Annotated in this window: 17 protein-coding genes; 11 read left to right on the forward strand and 6 right to left on the reverse strand. The window is 63.3% G+C overall.

The features are described 5' to 3' along the window. Positions 1–32: 32 nt before the first annotated feature. Genes gspF through gspD form a run of 3 tightly spaced genes read right to left on the reverse strand, consistent with a single transcriptional unit; the run spans position 33 to position 5,198 of the window. Positions 33–1,250, reverse strand: coding sequence for a type II secretion system inner membrane protein GspF (gspF, locus tag A3AC_RS0107360; protein WP_025598131.1), 1,218 nt, complete (start codon positions 1,248–1,250; stop codon positions 33–35). A gap of 4 nt (positions 1,251–1,254) precedes the next feature. Next, positions 1,255–2,835 carry a type II secretion system ATPase GspE gene (gene gspE / locus A3AC_RS0107365; protein ID WP_025598132.1) on the reverse strand — a complete coding sequence of 527 codons (1,581 nt, stop codon included), beginning with the start codon at positions 2,833–2,835 and terminating at the stop codon, positions 1,255–1,257. Further along, positions 2,832–5,198: a type II secretion system secretin GspD gene (gspD, locus tag A3AC_RS0107370; RefSeq protein ID WP_025598133.1), complete on the reverse strand. Its 2,367-nt coding sequence runs from the start codon at positions 5,196–5,198 to the stop codon at positions 2,832–2,834. The genes gspE and gspD overlap by 4 nt, the downstream gene beginning before the upstream one ends. A gap of 517 nt (positions 5,199–5,715) precedes the next feature. Here gspD and A3AC_RS0107375 point away from each other — a divergent pair. After that, positions 5,716–6,162 carry a lytic transglycosylase domain-containing protein gene (locus A3AC_RS0107375; protein ID WP_025598134.1) on the forward strand — a complete coding sequence of 149 codons (447 nt, stop codon included), beginning with the start codon at positions 5,716–5,718 and terminating at the stop codon, positions 6,160–6,162. A gap of 172 nt (positions 6,163–6,334) precedes the next feature. Beyond that, positions 6,335–7,702, forward strand: a complete 1,368-nt coding sequence (locus A3AC_RS0107380) for a GTP-binding protein (protein ID WP_025598135.1) — start codon at positions 6,335–6,337, stop codon at positions 7,700–7,702. Positions 7,703–7,842: 140 nt separating this feature from the next. Here the strand turns inward: A3AC_RS0107380 and A3AC_RS0107385 are convergent, their stop codons facing one another. Further along, positions 7,843–8,121: an HU family DNA-binding protein gene (locus A3AC_RS0107385; protein ID WP_006050811.1), complete on the reverse strand. Its 279-nt coding sequence runs from the start codon at positions 8,119–8,121 to the stop codon at positions 7,843–7,845. 414 nt (positions 8,122–8,535) lie between these two features. Between A3AC_RS0107385 and mnmC the strand changes: the two genes are divergently transcribed. From mnmC to A3AC_RS0107420, 7 genes are all read left to right on the forward strand, one after another. Next, positions 8,536–10,539, forward strand: coding sequence for a bifunctional tRNA (5-methylaminomethyl-2-thiouridine)(34)-methyltransferase MnmD/FAD-dependent 5-carboxymethylaminomethyl-2-thiouridine(34) oxidoreductase MnmC (gene mnmC, locus A3AC_RS0107390; protein ID WP_025598136.1), 2,004 nt, complete (start codon positions 8,536–8,538; stop codon positions 10,537–10,539). An 859-nt stretch (positions 10,540–11,398) separates the two neighbouring features. Then, entirely contained in the window at positions 11,399–12,604 is a 1,206-nt protein-coding gene (locus tag A3AC_RS0107395) for a cation:proton antiporter (protein WP_025598137.1), read from the forward strand. Positions 12,605–12,702: 98 nt separating this feature from the next. Further along, positions 12,703–13,818, forward strand: a complete 1,116-nt coding sequence (locus tag A3AC_RS0107400; protein ID WP_025598138.1) for a YbdK family carboxylate-amine ligase — start codon at positions 12,703–12,705, stop codon at positions 13,816–13,818. Positions 13,819–14,356: 538 nt separating this feature from the next. Then, positions 14,357–14,995, forward strand: a complete 639-nt coding sequence (locus A3AC_RS0107405; protein ID WP_025598139.1) for a MarR family winged helix-turn-helix transcriptional regulator — start codon at positions 14,357–14,359, stop codon at positions 14,993–14,995. Positions 14,996–15,118: 123 nt separating this feature from the next. Further along, positions 15,119–15,832: a glutamine amidotransferase gene (locus tag A3AC_RS0107410; RefSeq protein ID WP_025598140.1), complete on the forward strand. Its 714-nt coding sequence runs from the start codon at positions 15,119–15,121 to the stop codon at positions 15,830–15,832. Positions 15,833–15,936: 104 nt separating this feature from the next. Continuing rightward, positions 15,937–17,049 carry an NADH:flavin oxidoreductase/NADH oxidase gene (locus tag A3AC_RS0107415; protein ID WP_025598141.1) on the forward strand — a complete coding sequence of 371 codons (1,113 nt, stop codon included), beginning with the start codon at positions 15,937–15,939 and terminating at the stop codon, positions 17,047–17,049. A gap of 229 nt (positions 17,050–17,278) precedes the next feature. Next, positions 17,279–17,827 (forward strand): SET domain-containing protein, encoded by a 549-nt coding sequence (locus A3AC_RS0107420; protein WP_025598142.1) that lies wholly within the window; start codon positions 17,279–17,281, stop codon positions 17,825–17,827. 63 nt (positions 17,828–17,890) lie between these two features. Here the strand turns inward: A3AC_RS0107420 and A3AC_RS0107425 are convergent, their stop codons facing one another. Together A3AC_RS0107425 and A3AC_RS0107430 are read right to left on the reverse strand one after the other, a co-directional pair. Then, on the reverse strand, positions 17,891–19,396 hold the full coding sequence (locus tag A3AC_RS0107425) for a sensor histidine kinase (RefSeq protein WP_025598143.1): 1,506 nt from the start codon (positions 19,394–19,396) through the stop codon (positions 17,891–17,893). Between the two features lie 132 nt (positions 19,397–19,528). Next, positions 19,529–20,215 carry a response regulator gene (locus A3AC_RS0107430; RefSeq protein WP_007180058.1) on the reverse strand — a complete coding sequence of 229 codons (687 nt, stop codon included), beginning with the start codon at positions 20,213–20,215 and terminating at the stop codon, positions 19,529–19,531. A gap of 110 nt (positions 20,216–20,325) precedes the next feature. On the opposite strand from A3AC_RS0107430, the gene A3AC_RS0107435 reads away from it, so the two are divergent. Then, the gene (locus A3AC_RS0107435) at positions 20,326–20,550 is read left to right on the forward strand and encodes a DUF3717 domain-containing protein (protein WP_025598144.1); all 225 of its coding nucleotides are present in this window, start codon (positions 20,326–20,328) and stop codon (positions 20,548–20,550) included. 235 nt (positions 20,551–20,785) lie between these two features. Next, positions 20,786–21,280, forward strand: a complete 495-nt coding sequence (locus tag A3AC_RS0107440) for an Lrp/AsnC family transcriptional regulator (RefSeq protein ID WP_025598145.1) — start codon at positions 20,786–20,788, stop codon at positions 21,278–21,280.

Consider the following 21,280-nt stretch of genomic DNA (forward strand, 5'->3'; position numbering starts at 1 on the left):
GTAACGCAGCCGCGCGCGTCACCGGGCCCGCGTCACTGCACCAGGTTGTTCAACTCGATGATCGGCAGCATCACCGCCAGCACGATCACCAGCACCACGCCGCCCATCGCCAGAATCAGCAGCGGCTCCAGCAGACTTGTCAGGAACATCGTGCGGCGTTCGAGCTCGCGCGCCTCGCCTTCGGCGGCGCGGTCGAGCATGGTCGTGACGTCGCCGGTTGCTTCGCCGGAGCGGATCAGGTGGACCAGCACCGGCGGAAACGTCTTTGTATTGCCGAGCGCGCGCGAGAGCGACGTGCCTTCGCGTACGCGCACGATTGCGTCGTCGATGTTGCCGCGCATCGCCGTGTTGCTGAGCGTTTCGGCGGCAGCCTGCAGCGCGCGCAGAATCGGCACGCCCGCCGCCGTCAGAATGCCGAGCGTGCTCGCGAACCGCACCGTGTTGTAACCGCGCACGAGTTTGCCGAGCAGCGGGGCGGTGAGCAGCCACCGGTCGAACCCGAGACGCGGGCCGGCTTGCCTGAGTGTCGAGCGCACCACATAGAACAGCACGGCCACGGCGATCAGCACGGCCCACCACCAGTTCCGCACGAAACCGGATAGCGCCATCATCATGATCGTGAGGAAGGGCAGTTGCTGCTTCGTGCTCGCGAACACGTTGACCACCTGCGGCACCACATAGCTCAGCAAAAACGTGACGATGCCGAATGCGATGATCGTCACGATGGTCGGGTAAGTGAACGCGAGGACGATCTTCTGCTTGAGCGCGTTGCGTTGCTCGATGTAGTCCGCGAGCCGCGACAGCACGAGGCCGAGCTTGCCGGTATGTTCGCCCGCCGCCACCAGCGCGCGGTAAATCTCGGGGAAGTCTTTCGGATGTTGCGTCAGCGCATTGGCGAGCGAGTGGCCGCCGAGCACCTCGGCGCGAATCGCCGCCATGAGCTCGCGAATGTAGTCGCGCTCCGATTGCTCGGTCAGCACGGCGAGGGCTTCGTCGAGCGGCAATCCCGCGATCAGCAGACTCGCGAGCTGCCGCGTGAGAATCGCCTGTTCGCGCTGCGACAACCGCCGTCCCAGCGAAAGACGCTGATTGCGCTCGCCGCGCGTGCGCGTGGCCGCCGGTTCGACGACGAGCGGCGTGAGTCCCTGCGAACGCAGATTGGTGCGCGCACCGCGCGCGCTGTCCGCGTCGAGCACGCCTTTTTGCGCCTTGCCCGCTGCGTCGATCGCCTCGAAACGGAATGCCGGCATGCGCTTACGCTCCGCCCGTCACGCGAATCACTTCTTCTAGCGATGTGAGCCCCGACTCGAGCCAGCGCTGCGCATCCTCGCGCAGCGTGTGCATGCCTTGCGCGCGGCCCGCGGTGAGAATTTCGGCATCCGACGCATTGCGATGAATCAGCGTCCGAATTTCGTCGTCGATCAACAGCAGTTCGTACACGCCGCGCCGGCCCGCATAGCCTGATTGGCCGCACTTGTCGCAGCCAACCGGATGCCAGCGCACGCTGCCGTCTTCTTCGACGCGCTGTTCCCGGCACACTGGGCACAATCGCCGCACGAGCCGCTGCGCCAGCACGCCGAGCAGCGACGACGCCAGCAGATACGGCTCGACACCCATGTCGGTCAGACGCGTGACGGCCGAAGCGGCGTCGTTGGTATGCAGCGTGGCCAGCACGAGGTGGCCGGTGAGCGAAGCCTGCACGGCGATCTGTGCGGTTTCCAGGTCGCGGATTTCGCCGATCATGATGACGTCGGGGTCCTGCCGCAATATGGAGCGCAGAGCCCGTGCGAAGGTCATGCCGATCCGCTCGTTTACCTGGGTCTGGCCGATGCCCGACAGGTCGTACTCGATCGGGTCTTCGACCGTCATGATGTTCGTGGTTGCCGTTTCCAGACGCGACATGGACGCATACAGCGTGGTCGTCTTGCCCGAACCGGTCGGGCCGGTCACGAGCACGATGCCGTGCGGCCTGCCGATCAGCTTGTCGAACTTGCCGAGCGTGTCCTGACCCATGCCAAGCGCCTCGAGGTTCAGGCGGGTGGCGTCTTTTTCGAGCAGACGCAACACCGCGCGCTCGCCGTGGCCGGTGGGCAGCGTCGAGACGCGCACATCCACCGGCCGGCCGCCCACGCGCAGCGTGATGCGGCCGTCCTGCGGCAGACGTTTTTCGGCGATGTCGAGCTGCGCCATGATCTTGATCCGCGAAATCAGCGCGCCGTGCAGCGCTTTCTTCGGGCGGACGACGTCGCGCAGCGTGCCGTCCACGCGAAAGCGCACCACCGACGCGTTCTCGAACGGCTCGATGTGAATGTCCGACGCCTGTTCGCGCGCGGCCTGCGTGAGGAGCGCGTTGATCATGCGGATGATCGGCGCGTCGTCTTCCGATTCCAGCAGGTCTTCCACCTCGGGAATGTCCTGCATGAGGCGCGACAGGTCGACTTCGCCTTCCACCTCGCCGACCACCTGTGCCGCGCTGCCGTCCTGGCGCGCATAGGCCTGATTGATCGCCTGCGCGAGCTCATCGGCGGGAAGACGCACCACCGAAACCGCGCCGAAATTGCGCGCGACTTCGGCGAGCGCCGCTTCGCTCGTGCGCTCGCTGATCCACACTTCGAGGCTGTCGGGGTGCTGGTGTGCGACCAGTATCTGGCCACTGCGAGCGAAGCCGTAAGGCACGAGCCGCGCGGCAATCGCCGACGGCGCCGCGCGTTCCGCCTGCTCCGCTATGCCCGCGGATGCAAGGCCCGCAGCCGGCATTCCACTGGCGGGCGTTCTGCCAGCCCGCGCCGATGCCGGCGACGTTGAAGCTGACGGCGGCATGGACGGCGTATTCACGGCTTGACTCCTGGTGATTCGGTGGACGGCGCGACCGGCACCGGATTGCTTTGCACCGCGCCGTTCACGGCCGGCGCCGCGGTCGTCGGAGCCGGCGCGGTTGCCGGGGCCGGCGCGGTCGTCGGAGCAGAGTTCGACTGCGGGGTGGCGACACGCGGCTGCATCTGCTGACGGCGCATCTGGTCGAGATCGAACAGATTCAGCGTCGAGCCGCCCTGGCTCGGGCCGGTCGGCTTCGGGGGCACCACCGGATCGTCCTTGTCCTTCATCAGGTTGTTGTCCTGACGGTACGAGCCCTGCACACCTTGAATATAGTCGTAGCGGTTCGACGTGACAGCCTGCGCCGTATCACGATCGCTGATGATGACCGGACGCAGGAACACCATCAGATTCGTCTTGTTGCGGTTTTTCTGCTCGGAGCGGAACAGCTGGCCGATCCACGGGATATCGCCCAACAGCGGCACTTTGCTGTTGCTGACCTGATAGTTGTCCTGCATCAGGCCGCCAAGCACGATGATTTCGCCGTTGTCGGCGAGCACCGTCGACTGGATCGAGCGCTTGGTGAACTGCGGGCCGGCCGGGTTGGTCGCCGCGTTCGTCGTGCCGTTCACAATGGCCGAGTCTTCGGTGTAGAGCTGCAGCTTGAGGATGCCGCCGTCGGTGATCTGCGGTTTGACGTGCAGCGTCAGGCCCACGTCGACGCGGTCATAGGTGTTGAACGCGGCGCTCGCGGTCCCGCTCGTCAGGTTCGAATACGAGCCCGTCTGGATAGGCACGTTCGTCCCGACGACGATCTTCGCCTCCTCGTTGTCGAGCGTAATCAGGTTAGGCGTGGACAGCACGTTGGCGTCCGCGGTTTGCGACAGCGCCTGGAGCAACGCGCCGAGCCCCTGCACGCCGAAAATGTTGTGAATCCAGCCGACGTTCAGGCCCTGCTGGAGACCCTGCGAGCCAAGCGCCGTCGCGAGACCGCCGGTCGTGCCCGCCGCCGCGGCGGCAGCCGTCAGGTTGATGATGCTGTTGCTGGAACCGGTTGCGAGGTTGGTACCGGCAAAGACCGAGTTGTTCGCGACCTGCCACTGAATGCCGAGGTTGCCGCTCGTGTTCGAATTGAGCTCGACGATCAGCGCCTCGATGTAGACCTGCGCGCGACGCGCGTCGAGCTGGTCGATCACGGCGCGCAGATTGCGGTACACCGGCTCAGACGCGGTGATGATCAGCGAGTTGGTCGCGGCGTCCGCCTGGATCATGCCGCCCGGCTGATTGTCTTCGTTCTTGTCCTTGTCGCCGCCCAGAAGCCCGCCGGATTGAGCGGCATTGTTCGCGCCATAGCCGCCCGCGCCGCCGCCGCCCATCGGCGAAGACATGGAACTCGTGTTGAGCCCGCCCGACGGCAGCGGTGGCGTGCCGGCCGTGCCCGTCGAATTGCTGCCGCCGATTCCGCCGCCACTCTGGTTGAACGCATTCGCCTCGTTGCCGCCTGCGGCCGAGCCGGTTTCGCCGCCTTTGCCGAGCATGCCGCGCAAGGTCTTGGCGAGCTTGGTCGCCTCGGCGTTACGCAGCGGCACGACGTGCATGTTGCCCGGCATGCTGGTCGGCGCGTCGAGTTCGCGCGCGAGCGTTTTTGCGGCGGCAAGACGCGCGCCGTTCGACGCGCGGATCAGCAGCGAATTGGTGCGCGGATCCGCGGTGATCGACACTTTCAGCGTGGCGTCGGTGCTGCCGATCGCGCCGGGGTCGAGCATCTTGTTCAGCTGCGTGGCGATGTCGAGCGCGTTGGCATTCTTCAGTTGAACGACAGACACGGACTGACCCGCCGCCGTATCGACACCGGCGATGATCTGCGCGATGCGCCGCACGTTGTCCGCGTAGTCGGTAACGACGATCGTGTTGTTGGCCGGATAGGCGGCCACGGTGTTGTTCGGCGAGATCAGGGGGCGCAGCACCGGCAGCAGGTTGTTCGCCGATTCGTTCTTCAGCACGAACACCTGCGTGACAACCTGGTCGCCGCGCGCGGTGGGCGCATTGCCGACGTAGGTGGGAACGCCTTGCAATTTGGCGTCGGCCTCGGGCACAACCTTCAGAACGCCGTGATCCTGGACGAGCGCAAAGCCCTGCATGCGCAGCGCCGATTGCAACGTCTTCAGCGCCTGATCTTCGGGCACCGCGTTTTCCGACACGAGATTCAACTGACCTTTGACCCGTGGGTCGACGATGATCGTCTTGCCAGTCGCCGCGCCGATCGCCTTGGCAACCTGGTCGATATCGGCGTTGACGAAGTTGAGTGTCACCTGTGCGTGTGCGGTCTGCGCGGTGATCAGTCCAGCCAGCAGCAACGCCGTTGCGACGCGACGCAAAGCCATACGATTTCTTCTCATGGAATGTAATGTCGATGCCAACAGCGGAAGCCGCCGGCGGTCATGCAGCGCGGACAGGGGAGCAAACCGCCGCTCGGCTGGTCTGCCGGCGGGCCAGGTGGGCGAACCCGCCCTAAAATGCTGGCCATCCGATGTCCGAAAAGAAGGAACAGTAACAGTTTTTCATGTCTGATTTGTCACAAAAGGAAAGCCCAGGAGAGTTTTCCCAAAAGTTCACGGCCGCTCGCCAGGCGTTGAAAGCTGAACCGCTGCGCATCGAAAGCCGCCCGAAAACGCCGTGTTTTCGCAGGCTTATGTCTGTTAGCCAACTTGACGGGTCACGGTCTGCCGGTATCATACGAGCCGTTCAAGTCGCCGGTTCACCGCTGCGAACGCGGGTTTTCCCGTACTGCCGCCAAATGCCGCGACCAGACTGGGCTTCGCGGCTCGCCTGAGCTGAACAATGTCTGATACACAACATTACGATCCCTTACCCTCGCGGTTTGCCTAGTCGTCTTGACCGATGAAACGAACCTTCGTCACCTTTCTGGCAGGATTTACCGTGTTGGCAGCGGCCGGGACTGCACACGCCGATTGCTTCGACGAAGCCGCGAAATATCAGAAGGTCAACCCGTTGATCCTGCGCGCGATCGCGTGGCAGGAATCGCATAACCGTCCGGACGCGCAGCACAAGAACGCCAACGGTTCGACGGACTACGGCGTGATGCAGATCAACTCGATTCACCTGCCCACGCTGGCTCAATACGGCATCTCGCAAGGCACGCTGATGGAGCCGTGCAAGAACGTCTACATCGCCGCCTGGCATTTGCGCCGGCAGATGAACAAGTACGGCAACACCTGGCAGGCCATTGGCGCGTATCACTCGGAAACGCCCGCGTTGCGCGACAAGTACGCTCAACAGATCGCCGCGATCCTGCGCAAGTGGAATCTGATGCCGGCCGCACGCTGAATCGCCGGGTCATTGGCAAGTCGCGTCCCCTCCCGGCCGTCTGTCTCTTGGCCCTTGCAGATTTGATGCACAATGCGGCTTCGTGCTGCCGCCGGCGCTCGACCGTCGCTAGACTCACGCGGCGACGCTCGGCCCGGCGCGCCTTCCAATCCTCCCGATTTCCCGTACTGCGATGAACCAGCCGCCATTGCCCGTCACCGTGCTGTCCGGTTTTCTGGGCGCCGGCAAGACCACGCTCCTGAATCACATCCTCGCGAATCGCGCCGGCTTGCGCGTGGCCGTGATCGTCAACGATCTGGCCGCCGTGAATATCGATGCAACGCTGGTGCGCGAGGCCGCCGCGCTGTCGCATCTCGAAGAGCAACTGGTCGAACTGTCGAACGGCTGCATCTGCTGCACATTGCGCGACGATCTGCTCGTCGAGATCAAACGCCTTGCCGCCGAAAAGCGCTTCGACGCGATCCTGATCGAGTCGACCGGCGTGGCCGAGCCGATGCCGATTGCCGAGACTTTCGCGTTCGTCGACGACGACGGCGCGGCGCTTACCGACGTCGCGCGGCTCGACACGATGGTCACGGTAGTCGACGCCTTTAACTTTCTGCGCGACTACGGCTCGGCGGATGCGCTCGCCGAACGCGGCATCGCCGCCACCGACGAAGACGACCGCACGCTCGTCGAATTGCTGATCGAACAGGTCGAGTTCTGCGACGTGCTGGTGGTGAACAAGGCCGACCTCGTCAGCGCCGACGAGCTGACGCGCCTGCAACGCATTCTCGCGCGGATCAACCCGCGGGCCGTGCAGGTGGTGAGCCGCTTTGGCGCGGTGCCGCTCGGGCAGGTGGTGAACACCGGCCGCTTTGATTTCGACGAGGCGTCCAGCGCGCCGGGCTGGCTCGCGTCACTGAATCAGCATGAACATGAGCACGGCCATAGCCATCACAGCGAAGCGGACGAGTTCGGCATTGGCAACTTCGTTTATCGCGCGCGCCGTCCATTTCATCCGGAACGCTTATGGGCGCTGCTGCACGAGGAATGGAAGGGCGTGTTGCGGAGCAAGGGATTTTTCTGGCTGGCGACGCGTAACGACATTGCTGGCTCGTTGTCGCAGGCGGGCGGCGCTTGCCGGCATGGTCCGGCGGGCATGTGGTGGGCCGCGCAGGATCGCAGCGAATGGCCCGACGCTGATCAGGACGCCGAACTTGCCGCCGAAATCGCCGCCGACTGGTATGGGCCGCCGGACGACATGAGCATCGGCGACCGTCGCCAGGAGCTGGTGCTGATCGGCGTCGGTATCGACCCGATGCTGTGGTCGGCGAAATTCGACGCGTGCCTGCTGACGGACGACGAATACGCACTGGGACCGCAAGGCTGGCAACAGTTCGCCGACCCGTTTCCGGCATGGGGTTTCGACGAAGACGATCATGATCATGATCACCACGGGCATGGGCACGACCACGATCACGATCACGATGACCATGACCACGGTCACGGGCACGGGCACGGTCACGGTCACGGCCAGATCGTGCATCGCCACGACTAGGCGGCTCTGCCAACCGTCCCGGCATTACCCGCAAGACCAGCGCGCGGCCCACTCCCGCGCCGCGCGCAATCCATTCACACAGAAAAAAGACGAAAAAAAACCCGCCGTGGGCGGGTGTCAACTGCCTGGCAGTAATCTGCTTAGCGCTTGTTGACTGCGTCTTTGAACGCCTTGCCTGCCGTGAACTTGACGGTCTTTGCGGCCGGAATCTTGATGGTTTCGCCCGTCTTCGGGTTGCGACCCGTACGCGCTGCGCGCTTGCCCGAACCAAAGCTGCCGAAGCCGATCAACTGGACCGCGTCGCCCTTCGACACAGACTTCTTGATCACTTCAAGCAACGTGTCCAGCGTTTCACCGGTTTGAGCCTTGCTGGCGCCCGTCTGTCCTGCGACGGCGTCGATCAGTTCCTGTTTGTTCATTAAGGTTCCTTTCTGAGTTTAGGTTGACACGAACAGCGCGAACGCGCCGATTATACGTGCGCGCGCCGCGCCGTCGAGCAGCTGCGGCTCCGGAGCCCCTCCGGATCGAAAGCGCCAGACAGCGAGTGTCTGTCGGCCGTGCTGCCGCTCCCTTCGCGGCGCTTGCTATGATAGCGCAGCGCAAACCCAATCAGGACAAGGGTTTCGAAGAATTACGCGGTTTTGGAACAGATTGAGCAAGGAAACGGCACTTTTTGCTGCTCCGGCCTCGCTGAAAAGTCCGAAACCCAGTGTGGACGGGGCTTTGACGTTGGTTTTTGCCAACGCTCGGCGCGTCTTTTTCGCCGCCCGGCGAGCCGCACGCGCTGGCGGTAACGTTGCACCCGCTACCCGGGGCGTCACTTTGCGTCGCGCATGACCGATCCGCTCATCCCAGCCGTGCTCTCGTTCCGGGACAACGGCACGCCTTTTTCGCCTCTCTACGACGACATCTATCACAGCGCCGTCGGCGGTCTCGAGCAGGCCCATCAGGTTTTCCTGCGCGGCAACGCGCTGCCCGAACGCTGGCACCGCCGGCGCGTTTTCACCGTGCTGGAGACGGGCTTCGGCATGGGTATCAACTTCCTCGTGACGTGGGCCGCCTGGCGCGCCGATCCGTCACGTTGCGAGCGGCTCCATTTCGTTTCGACGGAAAAGCATCCGTTCTTGCTCGATGACCTGCGCCGGGCGTATGCCGCGATCGTTATGAATCCGGCGATCGCGGCACTTGCCGACACACTGGCCAACGAATGGCCGATGCTCGTGCCGGGCACGCATCGGCTGGAATTCGAAAATGGCCGCGTGGTCCTGACGCTGGTTTTCGGCGACGCCCAGCAGAGCTTGCCGAGTCTCCGGCTGCGCGCCGACGCCTTTTATCTGGACGGCTTTGCGCCCGCCAGAAATCCCGAACTATGGACGCCCGCTATCTTCAAGTCGCTCGCGCGACTGGCGGGCGAGGGGGCGACCTTCGCCACTTACAGCAGCGCCGGCGACATCAAGCGCGCGCTGACGCAATCCGGCTTCGAGTATCGCAAGGTTGAAGGCTTCGGCTGGAAGCGCGCGATGCTGGTCGGCCACTTCGCGCCGCGTTGGCGTGTGCGCCGGCACGAACCGCCCGTCGCGCTCGGGCCGTTCGCGCCCGACGAACGGCACGCGGTGGTGATCGGCGCCGGCCTTGCGGGATGCGCGGTGATCGAGCGCCTCGCGGCGCGCGGTTGGCGCGTCACTTCGCTGGAGCGGCACGCGTCGGTGGCTCAGGACGCCTCGGGCAATCCGGCGGGCGTGTTCCACCCAATGATTTCGCGCGACGACAGCGTCGCCTCGCGCGTCACGCGCGCCGGCTTTCTGTATGCGCTCAAGCGCTGGGCGGCGCTGGAACGGCTCGGCCACGCGCCCCGGCGCGACGGCTCCGGTCTGCTACAGATCGCCGAAAACGAAGACGAAGCGCGCGCGATGAGCGAAGCCATCGCGGCACTGCGCTATCCGCCGGAGTTCGTCAGGCCGCTTTCCGCCGACGCCGCACACAAGCTCGCCGGCACGCCGCTCGCGCGCGGCGGTTGGCTCTTCCCGCACGGCGGCTGGATCGATCCGGCGTCTCTTTGCGCGGCCCAATGCGCCGCCGCCGGTGACCGTCTCGAGCGGCGCTTTGGCGTGGAAGTCGCGCGCCTCGAGCGTTCGGGCAATCGATGGAGCGTGTTCGACGCGGCGGGCGAGTTGCTCGCGCGGGCGCCGGTCGTGATCGTCGCGAGCGCTCACGATGCGGCGCGCATTGCCGGCTTGCGCCACGCGCCGACCCGCAGCATCCGCGGCCAGCTCACATTGCTGCCTCGCGGCGCCGCGCCGTCGCTCGAATTGCCGGTGATCGGCGAGGGTTATGCAATACCGCTGCCCGACGGCGTCACGCTGACGGGCGCGACCTATGAACTCGACGACGCTGATACGTCGCTTCGTCCGGCCGGTCATCTGGAAAATCTGGAGCGCGTCGCGCAAATGCTGCCGGCGTTCGCGCGCGTGGCCAGCCGCGCCGGTCAAGCGGCGCGTGCCGGCTCGCCTGGCGACGCGCTCACGGGCCGCGTTGCTTTTCGCTGCGTGACAAGCGACCGCATGCCGATGATCGGCAACCTCGCCGACGAAGCGCTCGCCGCCCGCGACGCCGAACGCTTGCGCGGGGCATGGCCGCTCGATCTGCCGCGTGCGGAAGGCCTGTATGGCGCGTTTGCCTATGGTTCACGCGGTCTGGTGTGGGCCGCGCTCGGCGCCGAACTGATTGCCTCGCAAATCGAAGGCGAGCCGTGGCCGCTGGAGCGCGACCTCGCAGAAGACATCGACCCCGCGCGCTTTCTGCTTCGCGCATTGCGGCAGGGAAGCGTCGCCGGTTAACACTCCACGGCGTGCGCCCCGGTTATCCACCGCAGTTTGTGGATAACTGCGCTGTTTACCGGCACAACTCGTGTGGAATCGTTGTGGACGTAAACGGGGTAACTCCGCCGCCGCGCAATTCCGCAAAAAGTTACCCGCGTATACGAGTCGCCGCCGCACATGCTGTGCGTCCGGTTATGAAGTCTGCAACGCGCTGATTCGATTCGGTAAACAGCGGTTATCCACAGAAAACGGGGCAGCTTGTTAACTGCTACTACGTATACATACAGTAAACGCGTAAACAGCAAGGCCTGAGCTGGACCGTGCGTCACCGCACAGATCAGGCAACGTCTGAAACCTTGTGCTAAGCGCTGTCCTGAAAAGCACATGCGATCGGTGCACACTCCCTCGACAAGTGCGCGAACACGTCGGCAACGCGTGCACGTTGGGCCGGTAAAACGGTCGCTTTTTCCACATGTCGCCAAGATAAAGTACGTTTTACCTTTTTGCCTGCATGTTCGCGTGTTTTCGGTCGAAGCTAAACAAGCTATGGCACAATCGCCATTCTTTTCCGCGTGGTGCCTTGCCTCTAGCGGTACCCGCTGCTACGGAACGGTGCCGTTCAATCCGACTCTGATTCAACGTCGACGGCGTCCTTTCACCGTGCCGTGCCGGCTGCTACGGCCGCACTCCAGAATGCGCCGAGTTCCCTACGACTGCGGCACGTTCGAATCATCCGATCGTTGAAAAACTCGCAACGCGGATCACGCGAAGCGATTGCGACAGTGGACGTCTCGTGCGTTCACCCGCTCGCCGGTGTTCGCGCCGGCTCACGCTGGTTCGTGTCATCTGCCGTTGCTGCTAAGGAGAAGCCATAACGATGAACTCGGCGTTTTCATTTTTTCCAGCCTGGCCGCTCGCACCCGACGCCATCTTTTGGGCTGGTCTAGCGTTGCTCGCCGCGGGTTTGTGCGGCGAGTTGTGCTATCGCGCGTGGCGTTTGCCGCGTATTTCCGGCTACGCGGTCATCGGTCTGATTGCCGGCGCGGCCGGTTCGGGCGTGATCGACGCAGAGGCGGCCAAGGCCGCGCGGCCGCTGCTGGACGTAGCGCTCGGCTTGCTGCTGTTCGAACTTGGCAGCCGGCTCGATCTGCGCTGGATCCGCCGTAATCCATGGCTGGTGATGTCGAGCGTCGCGGAAGCCACGCTCACCTTCGCGCTGGTTCTGCCAGTGCTGCTGTTCCTGAACGTGCCGCTGATGGTCGCAACGGTACTCGCGGCCATCGCCATGGCAACTTCGCCTGCAATGGTCATCCAGCTCAAGACCGAGCTGCGCGCGGAAGGCCAGGTCACGCAGCGTCTTTTGACGCTGACCGCGTTGAACAGCATGTATGCGGTGGTGATCGAAAAGCTCGTCTCGAGCTGGCTGCATCAGGAAGCGTATGGCAATGTTTTCGCCACCATTCTGCAGCCGCTTTATCTGCTGGTCGGCTCGCTGGTGCTCGCGTTTCTGCTCGCGCGTACCTGCACGTTCTTTTATCGGCGGCTCAACATGCAGGACGAGCATTCGTTCGTCGCGTTATTCGGCCTTGTCCTGCTGGCAATTGCGGTCGCGCACCTGTTCAAGCTGTCGACGATTCTCGCGCTGCTGGCCGCCGGCATCATCGTGAAAAATCTGGAAGCGCGGCCGCAGCTGTGGCCGCAGCATTTCGGCACCGCCGGGTGGCTCCTGACAGTGATTCTGTTCGTTCTGACGCTGACTTCGTTCGAATGGAAAGACATTGCGCTTGGCGGCGTCGCGGCGCTGGGCCTGATTGTTGCGCGTCTCGTCGCGAAGCTCGTCGGCGTGCTCGCGTTCGCGAAGCCGAGCGGACTGAACTGGAAGCAGGGCATGGCGCTCGGTCTGTCGTTATCGCCCATGTCGGCGCTGGCCTATCTGCTCGTCGACGATACCTACAACCTGTATCCGAATTTCGATCCGCAATTGCGCGCGATCGTCATGTGTTCGATTGTCGTGCTGCAGATTCTCGGACCATGGCTCGTTTATCGCAGCCTCGCGCTGGTCGCGGAGCGGCGCGAAGAATAAACGCCTCGCGTTGCAGGCCACACATGATTCGATTAATTCGCTTTAAAAAACGGCCGGGCTTCTGACAACCGCCCGGTCGACCTCACTCAGGGGACGCCATGTCACTCGAACCCTTCATCGATTCGAAGCCGTTCACTTTCGGTGTCGAACTCGAGATGCAGATCGTCAATACGCATGACTATGATCTGACCAAAGCCGGCTCGGATCTGTTGCGCCTCGTCAAGGATCAGAAGATTCCCGGCAACATCACGCCGGAAATCACCGAGAGCATGATCGAGCTGTCCACCGGCATTTGCACGAACCACGAACAGGCGCTTGCCGATCTGCGCAAGATTCGCGACACGCTCGTGGCCGCAGCCGATCATCTGAATGTCGGCCTGTGCGGCGGCGGCACGCACGCTTTTCAGCAATGGAGCGAGCGGCGGATCGTGGATACGCCGCGTTTTCAGTACCTTTCCGAGCTGTACGGCTATCTCGCGAAGCAGTTCACGGTATTTGGCCAGCATGTGCATATCGGCTGCCCCGATGCGGACAGCGCGTTGTTCCTCTTGCATTCGATGTCGCGCTTCATCCCGCATTTCATTGCGTTGTCCGCATCATCGCCTTTCGTGCAGGGCGTGGACACCGGCTTTCATTCGGCACGCCTGAATTCCGTGTTCGCCTTTCCGCTGTCGGGCCGCGCGCCATTCGTGCTGACGTGGGACAGCTTCGAAGAATATTTCTCGAAGATGGTCCATACGGGCGTGGTCAACAGCATGAAAGACTTCTATTGGGACATCCGGCCAAAGCCCGGCTTCGGCACCATTGAAGTACGCGTGATGGATACGCCGCTTTCTGTAGATCGCGCCGCGGCCATTGCGTGCTACATCCAGACGCTCGCGCGGCATCTGCTGCTCGACAAGCCCATCACGCCGCACGAAGACGACTACCTCGTCTACACCTTCAACCGCTTCGAAGCATGCCGCTTCGGTCTGGCTGGAACCTGCATCAATCCGCAGACCGGCGAACGCAAGACCATTGCCGAAGATATCCTCGAAACGCTTGACCGGATCGCGCCGCACGGCGACGCGTTGGGCTCGGGCCATGCGCTGGCCGAAATCGGCGCGATCGCGCGCGGTCAGATCAACGATGCGACCTGGCTAAGAGGCGTCGCCGAACAGGAAAAGTCGCTGCATGAAGTAGTCAGGCAACAGTGCCTGAAGTGGCGGGCCTAAGCCGCCTGGCGCCTTAGCGTGTGTTAAACCGTAAGAAACCCGCCGCGTGCGGGTTTTTTTGACGATAAAATTTTCCAGTTCGGGGCCCTTAAGGTTTTTCCAATATGTACGTATACAAACGTAGTAGTAGTTAACAAGCATCGCCCCGGGCTGTGGACAACTGAATAATTTCCTGCAAAGTCAAGGCGCTGGGCAAAGCATAAGTGGGCTGGGCAGCGGTGCGTCGGCCGCGGTAAACGAGGACAACTTAACGACTGGTTGACCCAGGGTGCACGCTTATCAAGAATCGGCACACATGTCTTGCCCGATGTTGTCCCACGGTTATCCACAGATTACGTTGGATAACTTAGCTGTACGATTCGCCGCTCTCGCATAGAATGTCGTCTTAACTGCTTTGGCTTGCAAGGCGGTGAATTTTTGAGATAGTTGAGACCGTCTCGTCCTGTTTTGGGCGGGGCTACCCCACACAGGCTACGGGCGTTCCCGGCAGCAATCGGCCGGCACCGCACAAAAGCTGTAAATAAACCAATCGAAGATTATGAGCGAAGGCGTATACGGAGAACAGGCAACCGGGCGAGTCACCCACAGCCTCTTGCGACTGAGCACGGCAATGCGAAGCCAGGCTTGGGAGTGGGCGGAAGGCGCGGGCCTCACGCCCACGCAGGGCGAGATCCTGGTTTTGTTGATGCAGCGAAAGGGCCCCATGCGGCTCGGGGAAATCGCGCGCGAAACGGCGCTGACCGCCGCCACCACCAGCGACGCCGTCAGCACGCTCGAGACCAAGGGGCTGGTCGAAAAGCGCCGCGCGCTCGATGACGGCCGCGCGCTCGCCGTGCGCCTGACCGCTCGCGGCCGCACGGCTGCGAAGCGCGCCGCGCAATGGCCGGACTTCCTCGCCAAGGCAGTTGGCACGTTGCGCGACGACGAGCAGGCGATGTTTTATCGCACGCTGCTCAAGACGGTTCATCAACTGGAAGCGCAGGGCACTATTCCGCCGCACCGCATGTGCCTGAGCTGCACGCACTTCGAGCCGAGCAAGAATCCGAAGAAGACGCCGCATCATTGCGTGCTGCTCGATCTGAACATGGCGGATACGGACCTGCGTCTGGATTGCGCGGTGCATGAAACCGCTGACGTCGCCACTCAGAAAAAGACCTGGAAGATCTTCGCCCAGTAAGGCGGCTGCTCACCTGGCAATCCGCTACACTGCAACCGGCAGCGGCAGACGGCGTTCGCCGCCTGCCAGCCTTTTCGGTGCCGCGTAGCGGCAGTCTCCAGTCAACCTGAAGGTGACAGGCTGATGCATCAGGAAGTTCTGGCCATTCGCCACGTGCACTTCGAAGATCTGGGCAGTCTCGAACTGGTGCTGGGCGAGCGTGGGCGTCCGGTCCGTTATCTCGATGTCGGCTTTGCACGCATCGAGGCGCCGAACCCGGTCACGCCGTCGCTGATGGTGGTGCTCGGCGGCCCGATCAGCGCCACCGACGACGCGCTCTATCCCACTCTCGTGCCGCTGCTTTCGATGATCGAAAAGCGCATCCAGGCAGGGCTTCCTACACTCGGCATCTGTCTCGGCGCGCAACTGATCGCGCGTGCGCTCGGCGCTCGCGTGTATCCGGGGGGCCGTACCGAGCTCGGCTGGGAACCGCTCACGCTGACCGATGCGGGACGTGCCTCGCCGGTACGTCATCTGGACGGCGCGCAGACCTCCATGCTGCATTGGCATGGCGACACCTTCGACCTTCCCGCGAACGCCACGCGTCTTGCCTCCACGAATGCGTGCGAGAACCAGGCTTTCGCATGGGGCAGCCACGTGCTTGCGTTGCAATGTCATCCGGAGATTCGCACGGACGGCTTCGAGCGTTGGCTGATCGGCAATGCAGGCGAGCTCGTGAGTCATGGAATCGACGCGCGCCAGTTGCGCGCCGAGACTGCGCAATTCGGTCCGGCTCTGGAGGCTGCTGCGTGCCGCATGTTCGGCGAATGGCTGGATCAGGTAGAAGCGAAACCCTGAACGAAGCCTAAGCGTCGCACCTCCGTGCGACGGTAGCCTGCCTGCAGCAAATGACTCACGGTGCTATGCTCGACCGCTCTCGGGTTTCTACTGGGCGGTGATCCATGAGCGCGCTATTTTCCCCACTCACGCTGCGCAGCGTGACGCTTCCTAACCGCATCGTCGTTTCGCCGATGTGCCAGTATTCCGCCGAGCGAGGCGAGGCCACCGCGTGGCACATGATTCATCTCGGCAGTCTCGCGTTGTCCGGCGCCGGCATGTTGTGCATCGAGGCAACGGCGATCGAACCGGACGGCCGCATTACGCCGAGCGATCTCGGTTTGTGGGACGACGTGACAGAGGCGGCGCTCAAGCCGGTGCTCGCCGCGATCCGCAAGCATTCGCATATCAACGTGACGATGCAGTTGTCGCATGCGGGACGCAAGGCGTCGAGTCACGTGCCATGGGAAGGCGGTCAGCTGATTCCCGTATCGCAGGGCGGCTGGTTGCCGCATGCGCCTTCGGCGTTGCCGCACAAGGCGGGCGAAGAGCCGCCGCTCGCGCTCGACGCGCCCGGGCTCAATCGCATCCGCGAAGCCTTCGCGGCGTCTGCGCGCCGCGCGGCGCGCCTTGGCATCGATGCACTCGAAGTGCATGCCGCGCACGGCTATCTGCTGCACCAGTTCCTGTCGCCGCTCGCCAATCAACGCAGTGACGACTACGGCGGCTCGCTCGAAAACCGCATGCGTTTTCCGCTCGAGATCTTCGACATCGTGCGCGCATCTTTCCCGGCCGACAAACCCGTCGGCGTGCGTGTGTCCGCCACGGACTGGGTCGAAGGCGGCTGGTCCCTCGAAGACACCATTACGTTCGCGCAAGAGTTGAAGAAGCGCGGGTGCGACTGGATCGACGTTTCGTCCGGCGGCGTATCGCCGTTGCAGAAGATTCCGCTCGAACCGGGCTATCAGATTCCGTTCGCAAAGGCTGTCAAGAAAGCGACGGGCCTCACCACCATCGGCGTTGGGCTCATTACCGATCCGCTCCACGCAGAACAACTGATCGGACAGGGCGATGCCGATCTGATCGCGCTGGCTCGCGCATTGCTGTATAACCCGCGCTGGCCGTGGCATGCGGCTGCACAGCTTGGCGCGACGGTCGAGGCGCCGCCGCAGTACTGGCGTTCGCAACCGCGCGAACAGAAGGCGCTGTTCGGCGAGATTTCGTTTGGACAAAGATGAAGCGGCCCATGCGCACGGCGCGGGCATATCCGGCAGACGTTTTTGACGGTTGAACGAAGCCGTCTTCAGCGTGTACGATGCCGGATGTGGCGCATGTGCGTCGCAGGTCGACGCGGCGCTCGCAGGGCGCCGCGTTTGCTATGAGCGCCAGAAAAAATCAGCGCGTCAGACGCGGGCGTTTCCGACGGCTGCCGGACTTCATCCCCAGTTCTTCACAAGGATTCATTCAATGAGTTCACGCAGGATCGCCGTGCGTCGTTCCGGTGTGCACGGCAAAGGCGTGTTTGCGCTCGAACCGATTGCGGCCGGCGAGCGGCTAATCGAATACAAGGGCGAGCGCATTTCCTGGAAAGAAGCGTTGCGCCGCCACCCGCACAATCCTGACGAACCGAATCACACGTTCTACTTTGCGCTGGACAGCGGCAAGGTGATCGACGGCAAGGTGAACGGCAACAGCGCGCGCTGGATCAACCACTCGTGCGCGCCGAACTGCGAAGCGGAAGAGATCGACGGACATGTGTATGTGCACGCGCTGCGCGACATCGCCGAGGGCGAAGAGCTGTTCTACGACTACGGCCTCGTGATCGACGCCCGCCAGACCAACAAGCTGAAGAAGGAATACGAATGCCGCTGCGGCTCGCGCAAGTGCCGCGGCACGATGCTGGCGCCGCCCGAGAAGGAGAAGGGCGCGGCTAAATCAGCTAAAGCGTCGAAAACGCCGAAGTCGGCCAAGTCCGCCAAGTCCACGAAATCGGCGAAAAAAGCCAAAAAGAAGTGACGCACGCGCTGCCCGGACCGTCATGCGAATGACGCCGGGCGAGCCCGCTGCCGGGATTCACCGCTACATATCGACCGGCGCCGAGTGCGCCGGTTTTTTTTCGTGACCTTGCGCGTCGTGGTTGGCGTTGGGCGGCAGCACGGCGGCTTGCACTAGCGGAATTCGCACGATGAAGCGCGCTCCGCCTTCGGGCGCGTCTTCGTAATGCACGCTGCCGCGATGCAGGACCATGATGTCGTGAACGATCGCAAGCCCGAGACCGGCGCCGCCGTCCACGCCGTTATCGCTCTGACCGTCGCCGCGGAAGAACCGCTTGAACAGATCTGCTTGCTGCGTAGGAGGCACGCCCGCGCCATTGTCTTCCACCACGATCTCGGCCATGGGCACGTCGTCGGTCACGGTTTGCGACACAGTGACCGTGATGCGCCCGCCGTCGAAGCGCGACGGCGGCACATACTTCAGCGCGTTGTCCAGCAGGTTCGCGATCACTTCATGTAGCAGCACCGGATTGCCGCGCACGATCAACGGATGATCGTTGGCAGGGTCGTCGAGCCGCTGAAAACCCAGGTCGATGTGCGAGGTCAATGCGCGCGGCACCCATTCCGCACCGGTGTCGAACGCGAGCGCGGCCATGTCGACATTGACGAAGCGCGCGGCCTGCTCTGCCGGCTCCGCCCGCGCGAGAGACAGCAGCTGATTCGACAGACGCACCGCGCGATCCGCTGCCGCGCGCAACTCGCGCACCGCGGCGAGCGTCTGCTGCGGGTCGCGCGCGACTGCGGCCTGCTCCGCATGCAGCTTGACCGCCGTGAGCGGCGTACGCAACTGATGCGCGGCATCCGCAATGAATTTGCGCTGCCCGTCGAGCGCGGTCTTGAGACGGCCGAGCAGCGCGTTCACGGCGCCGGTCAGCGGCCGGATTTCAACGGGCACATAGGTTTCGTCAACGGGTTCAAGCGACGTGTGCGTTTGCCGGTTCAGCGAATCCGCGAGATCGGTCAGCGGGTTGAGCTGCTGGTTCACCACGCGCCACACGATCACCCAGCCCGCGAGCAGCAGCAACAACAGCGGCATCATGATCGCAACGAGAAACTCGGCGGCGATGCGAAAGCGGTGATGCACCGGCTGCCCGACCTCCACGACGATCGGATTGCCGACCGGCTGATCCACCCGCACCTGCGCGACGCGCACGGTCACGCCCTGGTGCTGCGTTTCGAAGACATACGCATAGTGCATACGCCGAACACTCGTGCCTTGCAGCGGAAGCGTTTCATCGCCGGCGATTTCTGTTTCGCCATCGCTGATCCGATAGACCAGATGTTCGACCGGATCGGAAAACATGGCTTGCGCGAGCGGCGGCACGGTAACGGGCGCTTCCGGGCCCGCAATCTGAATCTGCTTGGAGATGGCGGTCGCGAGATCCGCGAGCGAGCGGTCGACCACATGCTGCGTGTACTGCCACGCGAGCCAGTAAGCGATCAGGCCGCTCATCAGCGCGAGCAGCGAAAGGGGAGCAGCTAGGCGCCGCAGCAGCGTGCGGCGCAGACTATTGGCGGCCGGCTGGGGCATGATCGAACGCGCGGGAAAAAGGCTGGCGCGAGGCGCCCTGAAGTTTCACCGGATGCCGGCGACTCGCGCACGCAGTGCGCGGCGCCGGCCCGGCGCCGTCAGGCCGCGAGCGAATGGCGGCCTTCACGACGATTATGCGGCCTGGCGGATTTCCTGCAACAGGTAGCCGAAGCCGCGCACCGTGACGATTTCGACGCGACAGCTCTCGAGCTTTTTGCGCACGCGGTGCACATAGACTTCGATTGCCGTGTCGCCGAGATCGCCGCCGAAATGCGTCAGATGGTCCTGCAATTGCGCCTTGCTGACCACGCGGCCATGGCGCAGCAGCAGCATTTCGAGCACGGCGAATTCGCGCGGCGAGAGTTCGAGCGGCTTGTCGTCGTTGAAAATGCGGCGATCCACGCCCGACAGACGCACACCGCCCAGCGACACTTCCGGACGCGGCATGTCGCCGTGCGGACCACTGCGGCGCATCACGGCGCGAATTCGCGCTTCTAGTTCGGTTGGCTCGAACGGCTTGAGCATGTAGTCGTCGGCGCCGGAATTCAGGCCTTGCACGCGGTCGTTCAATTCGTCGCGCGCGGTGAGAATGATCACCGGCGTATGGCGATTGCTCTGACGGAAGCGCGAGAGCAGCGTCATGCCGTCGATGCCAGGCAAGCCAAGGTCGAGAATCACCAGTTCGTGGCGGTTTTGCGTGAGGGCCTGTTCGGCGAAAATGCCGTCGTGGACCATGTCGACGGTGAAGCCGGCTTGTTCGAGGCTGCTTTGGATGCCGCGTGCGATGGGACGGTCATCTTCGATCAGAAGGAGTCGCATGGATTTCGCTCAAGTACAATGGGTTTAGGCGTTCGGGCAAGCGGTTCGCCGGGGCGCTTGCCAGGCAGTCGTCGAGCCGACGTGCTCGCGCCCTCCGGATAATCGAAGCCATGTCCGAGATCAGCATTCAGGAACTCGAAGCCGCGATCAACTTCTGGCGCACCCGCTCACCTTCGAGCGGAGACGAACTCGTTCTGTGCAAGGAGGCAAGCGCGCTCTCCAAGCCGTACGCGCTCCTGATTGTACAGCGTCAGAACTCCCTATCGCGCGATCGTTTGGACGCTATTGCAGGGCAAGCGTGGGATTCTTACGTGCGCCTTAAAGATAGCCTGTAGAACTGAAGGTTTATGCGCGCTGTGGCCTGCAAAGCCCTTTCAATACGATGAATCCCTCGCGGTGGCCGTGTGCGCTGCAACACTGCCGATGAAGCGCGCCGGGTGCAATGTGCTGCGTCGCGAGGCCATTCGCTCCACGCATTGTCAGGTGATTTGCCTTGGGCGGCATCCCGGCCGATTGGCGGGCTCATGCAATAATCGCGCATTAAGCGCCTATTTGATGCCGGACCGTTACATGCTGGATCTCGACCACTTCGACCTCGCGCTGCTCGATGTACTGCAGCGCTTCGGCCGCGCCACCCATCAGCAGCTTGCTGAACAGGTGCCGTTGTCGCCGTCGCAAATCGGACGGCGCTTGCAGCGGCTCGAGCAGATCGGCGTGGTGGACGGCTATCGGGTCGTGCTGCGGCCGGAAAAGCTCGACTTGAGCGTGACCGCTTTTACGAGTCTCAAGCTCAAGCATCACGGCGATTCCGTCATCGAGCAATTCCAGCAGCAGATCGACCTGCTGCCCGAAGTGCTGGAATGCCACGCGGTGGTGGGCGACGCCGATTATCTGCTGCGCATCGTCGCGCCCGATCTGAATTATCTGTCTACGTTCGTGATGAAAAAGCTCATGCGCGTGCCGGGCGTCGACAGCGTGCGCTCCAACATCGTGCTCACCACGTTCAAGCGCAACGGCCCGTTGCCGCTTGCACATCTGTCTTCTCCCGGAACGGCCGCCGCCTGA

This window comes from Burkholderia sp. WSM2230, from assembly GCF_000472445.1.
GTDB lineage: Bacteria > Pseudomonadota > Gammaproteobacteria > Burkholderiales > Burkholderiaceae > Paraburkholderia.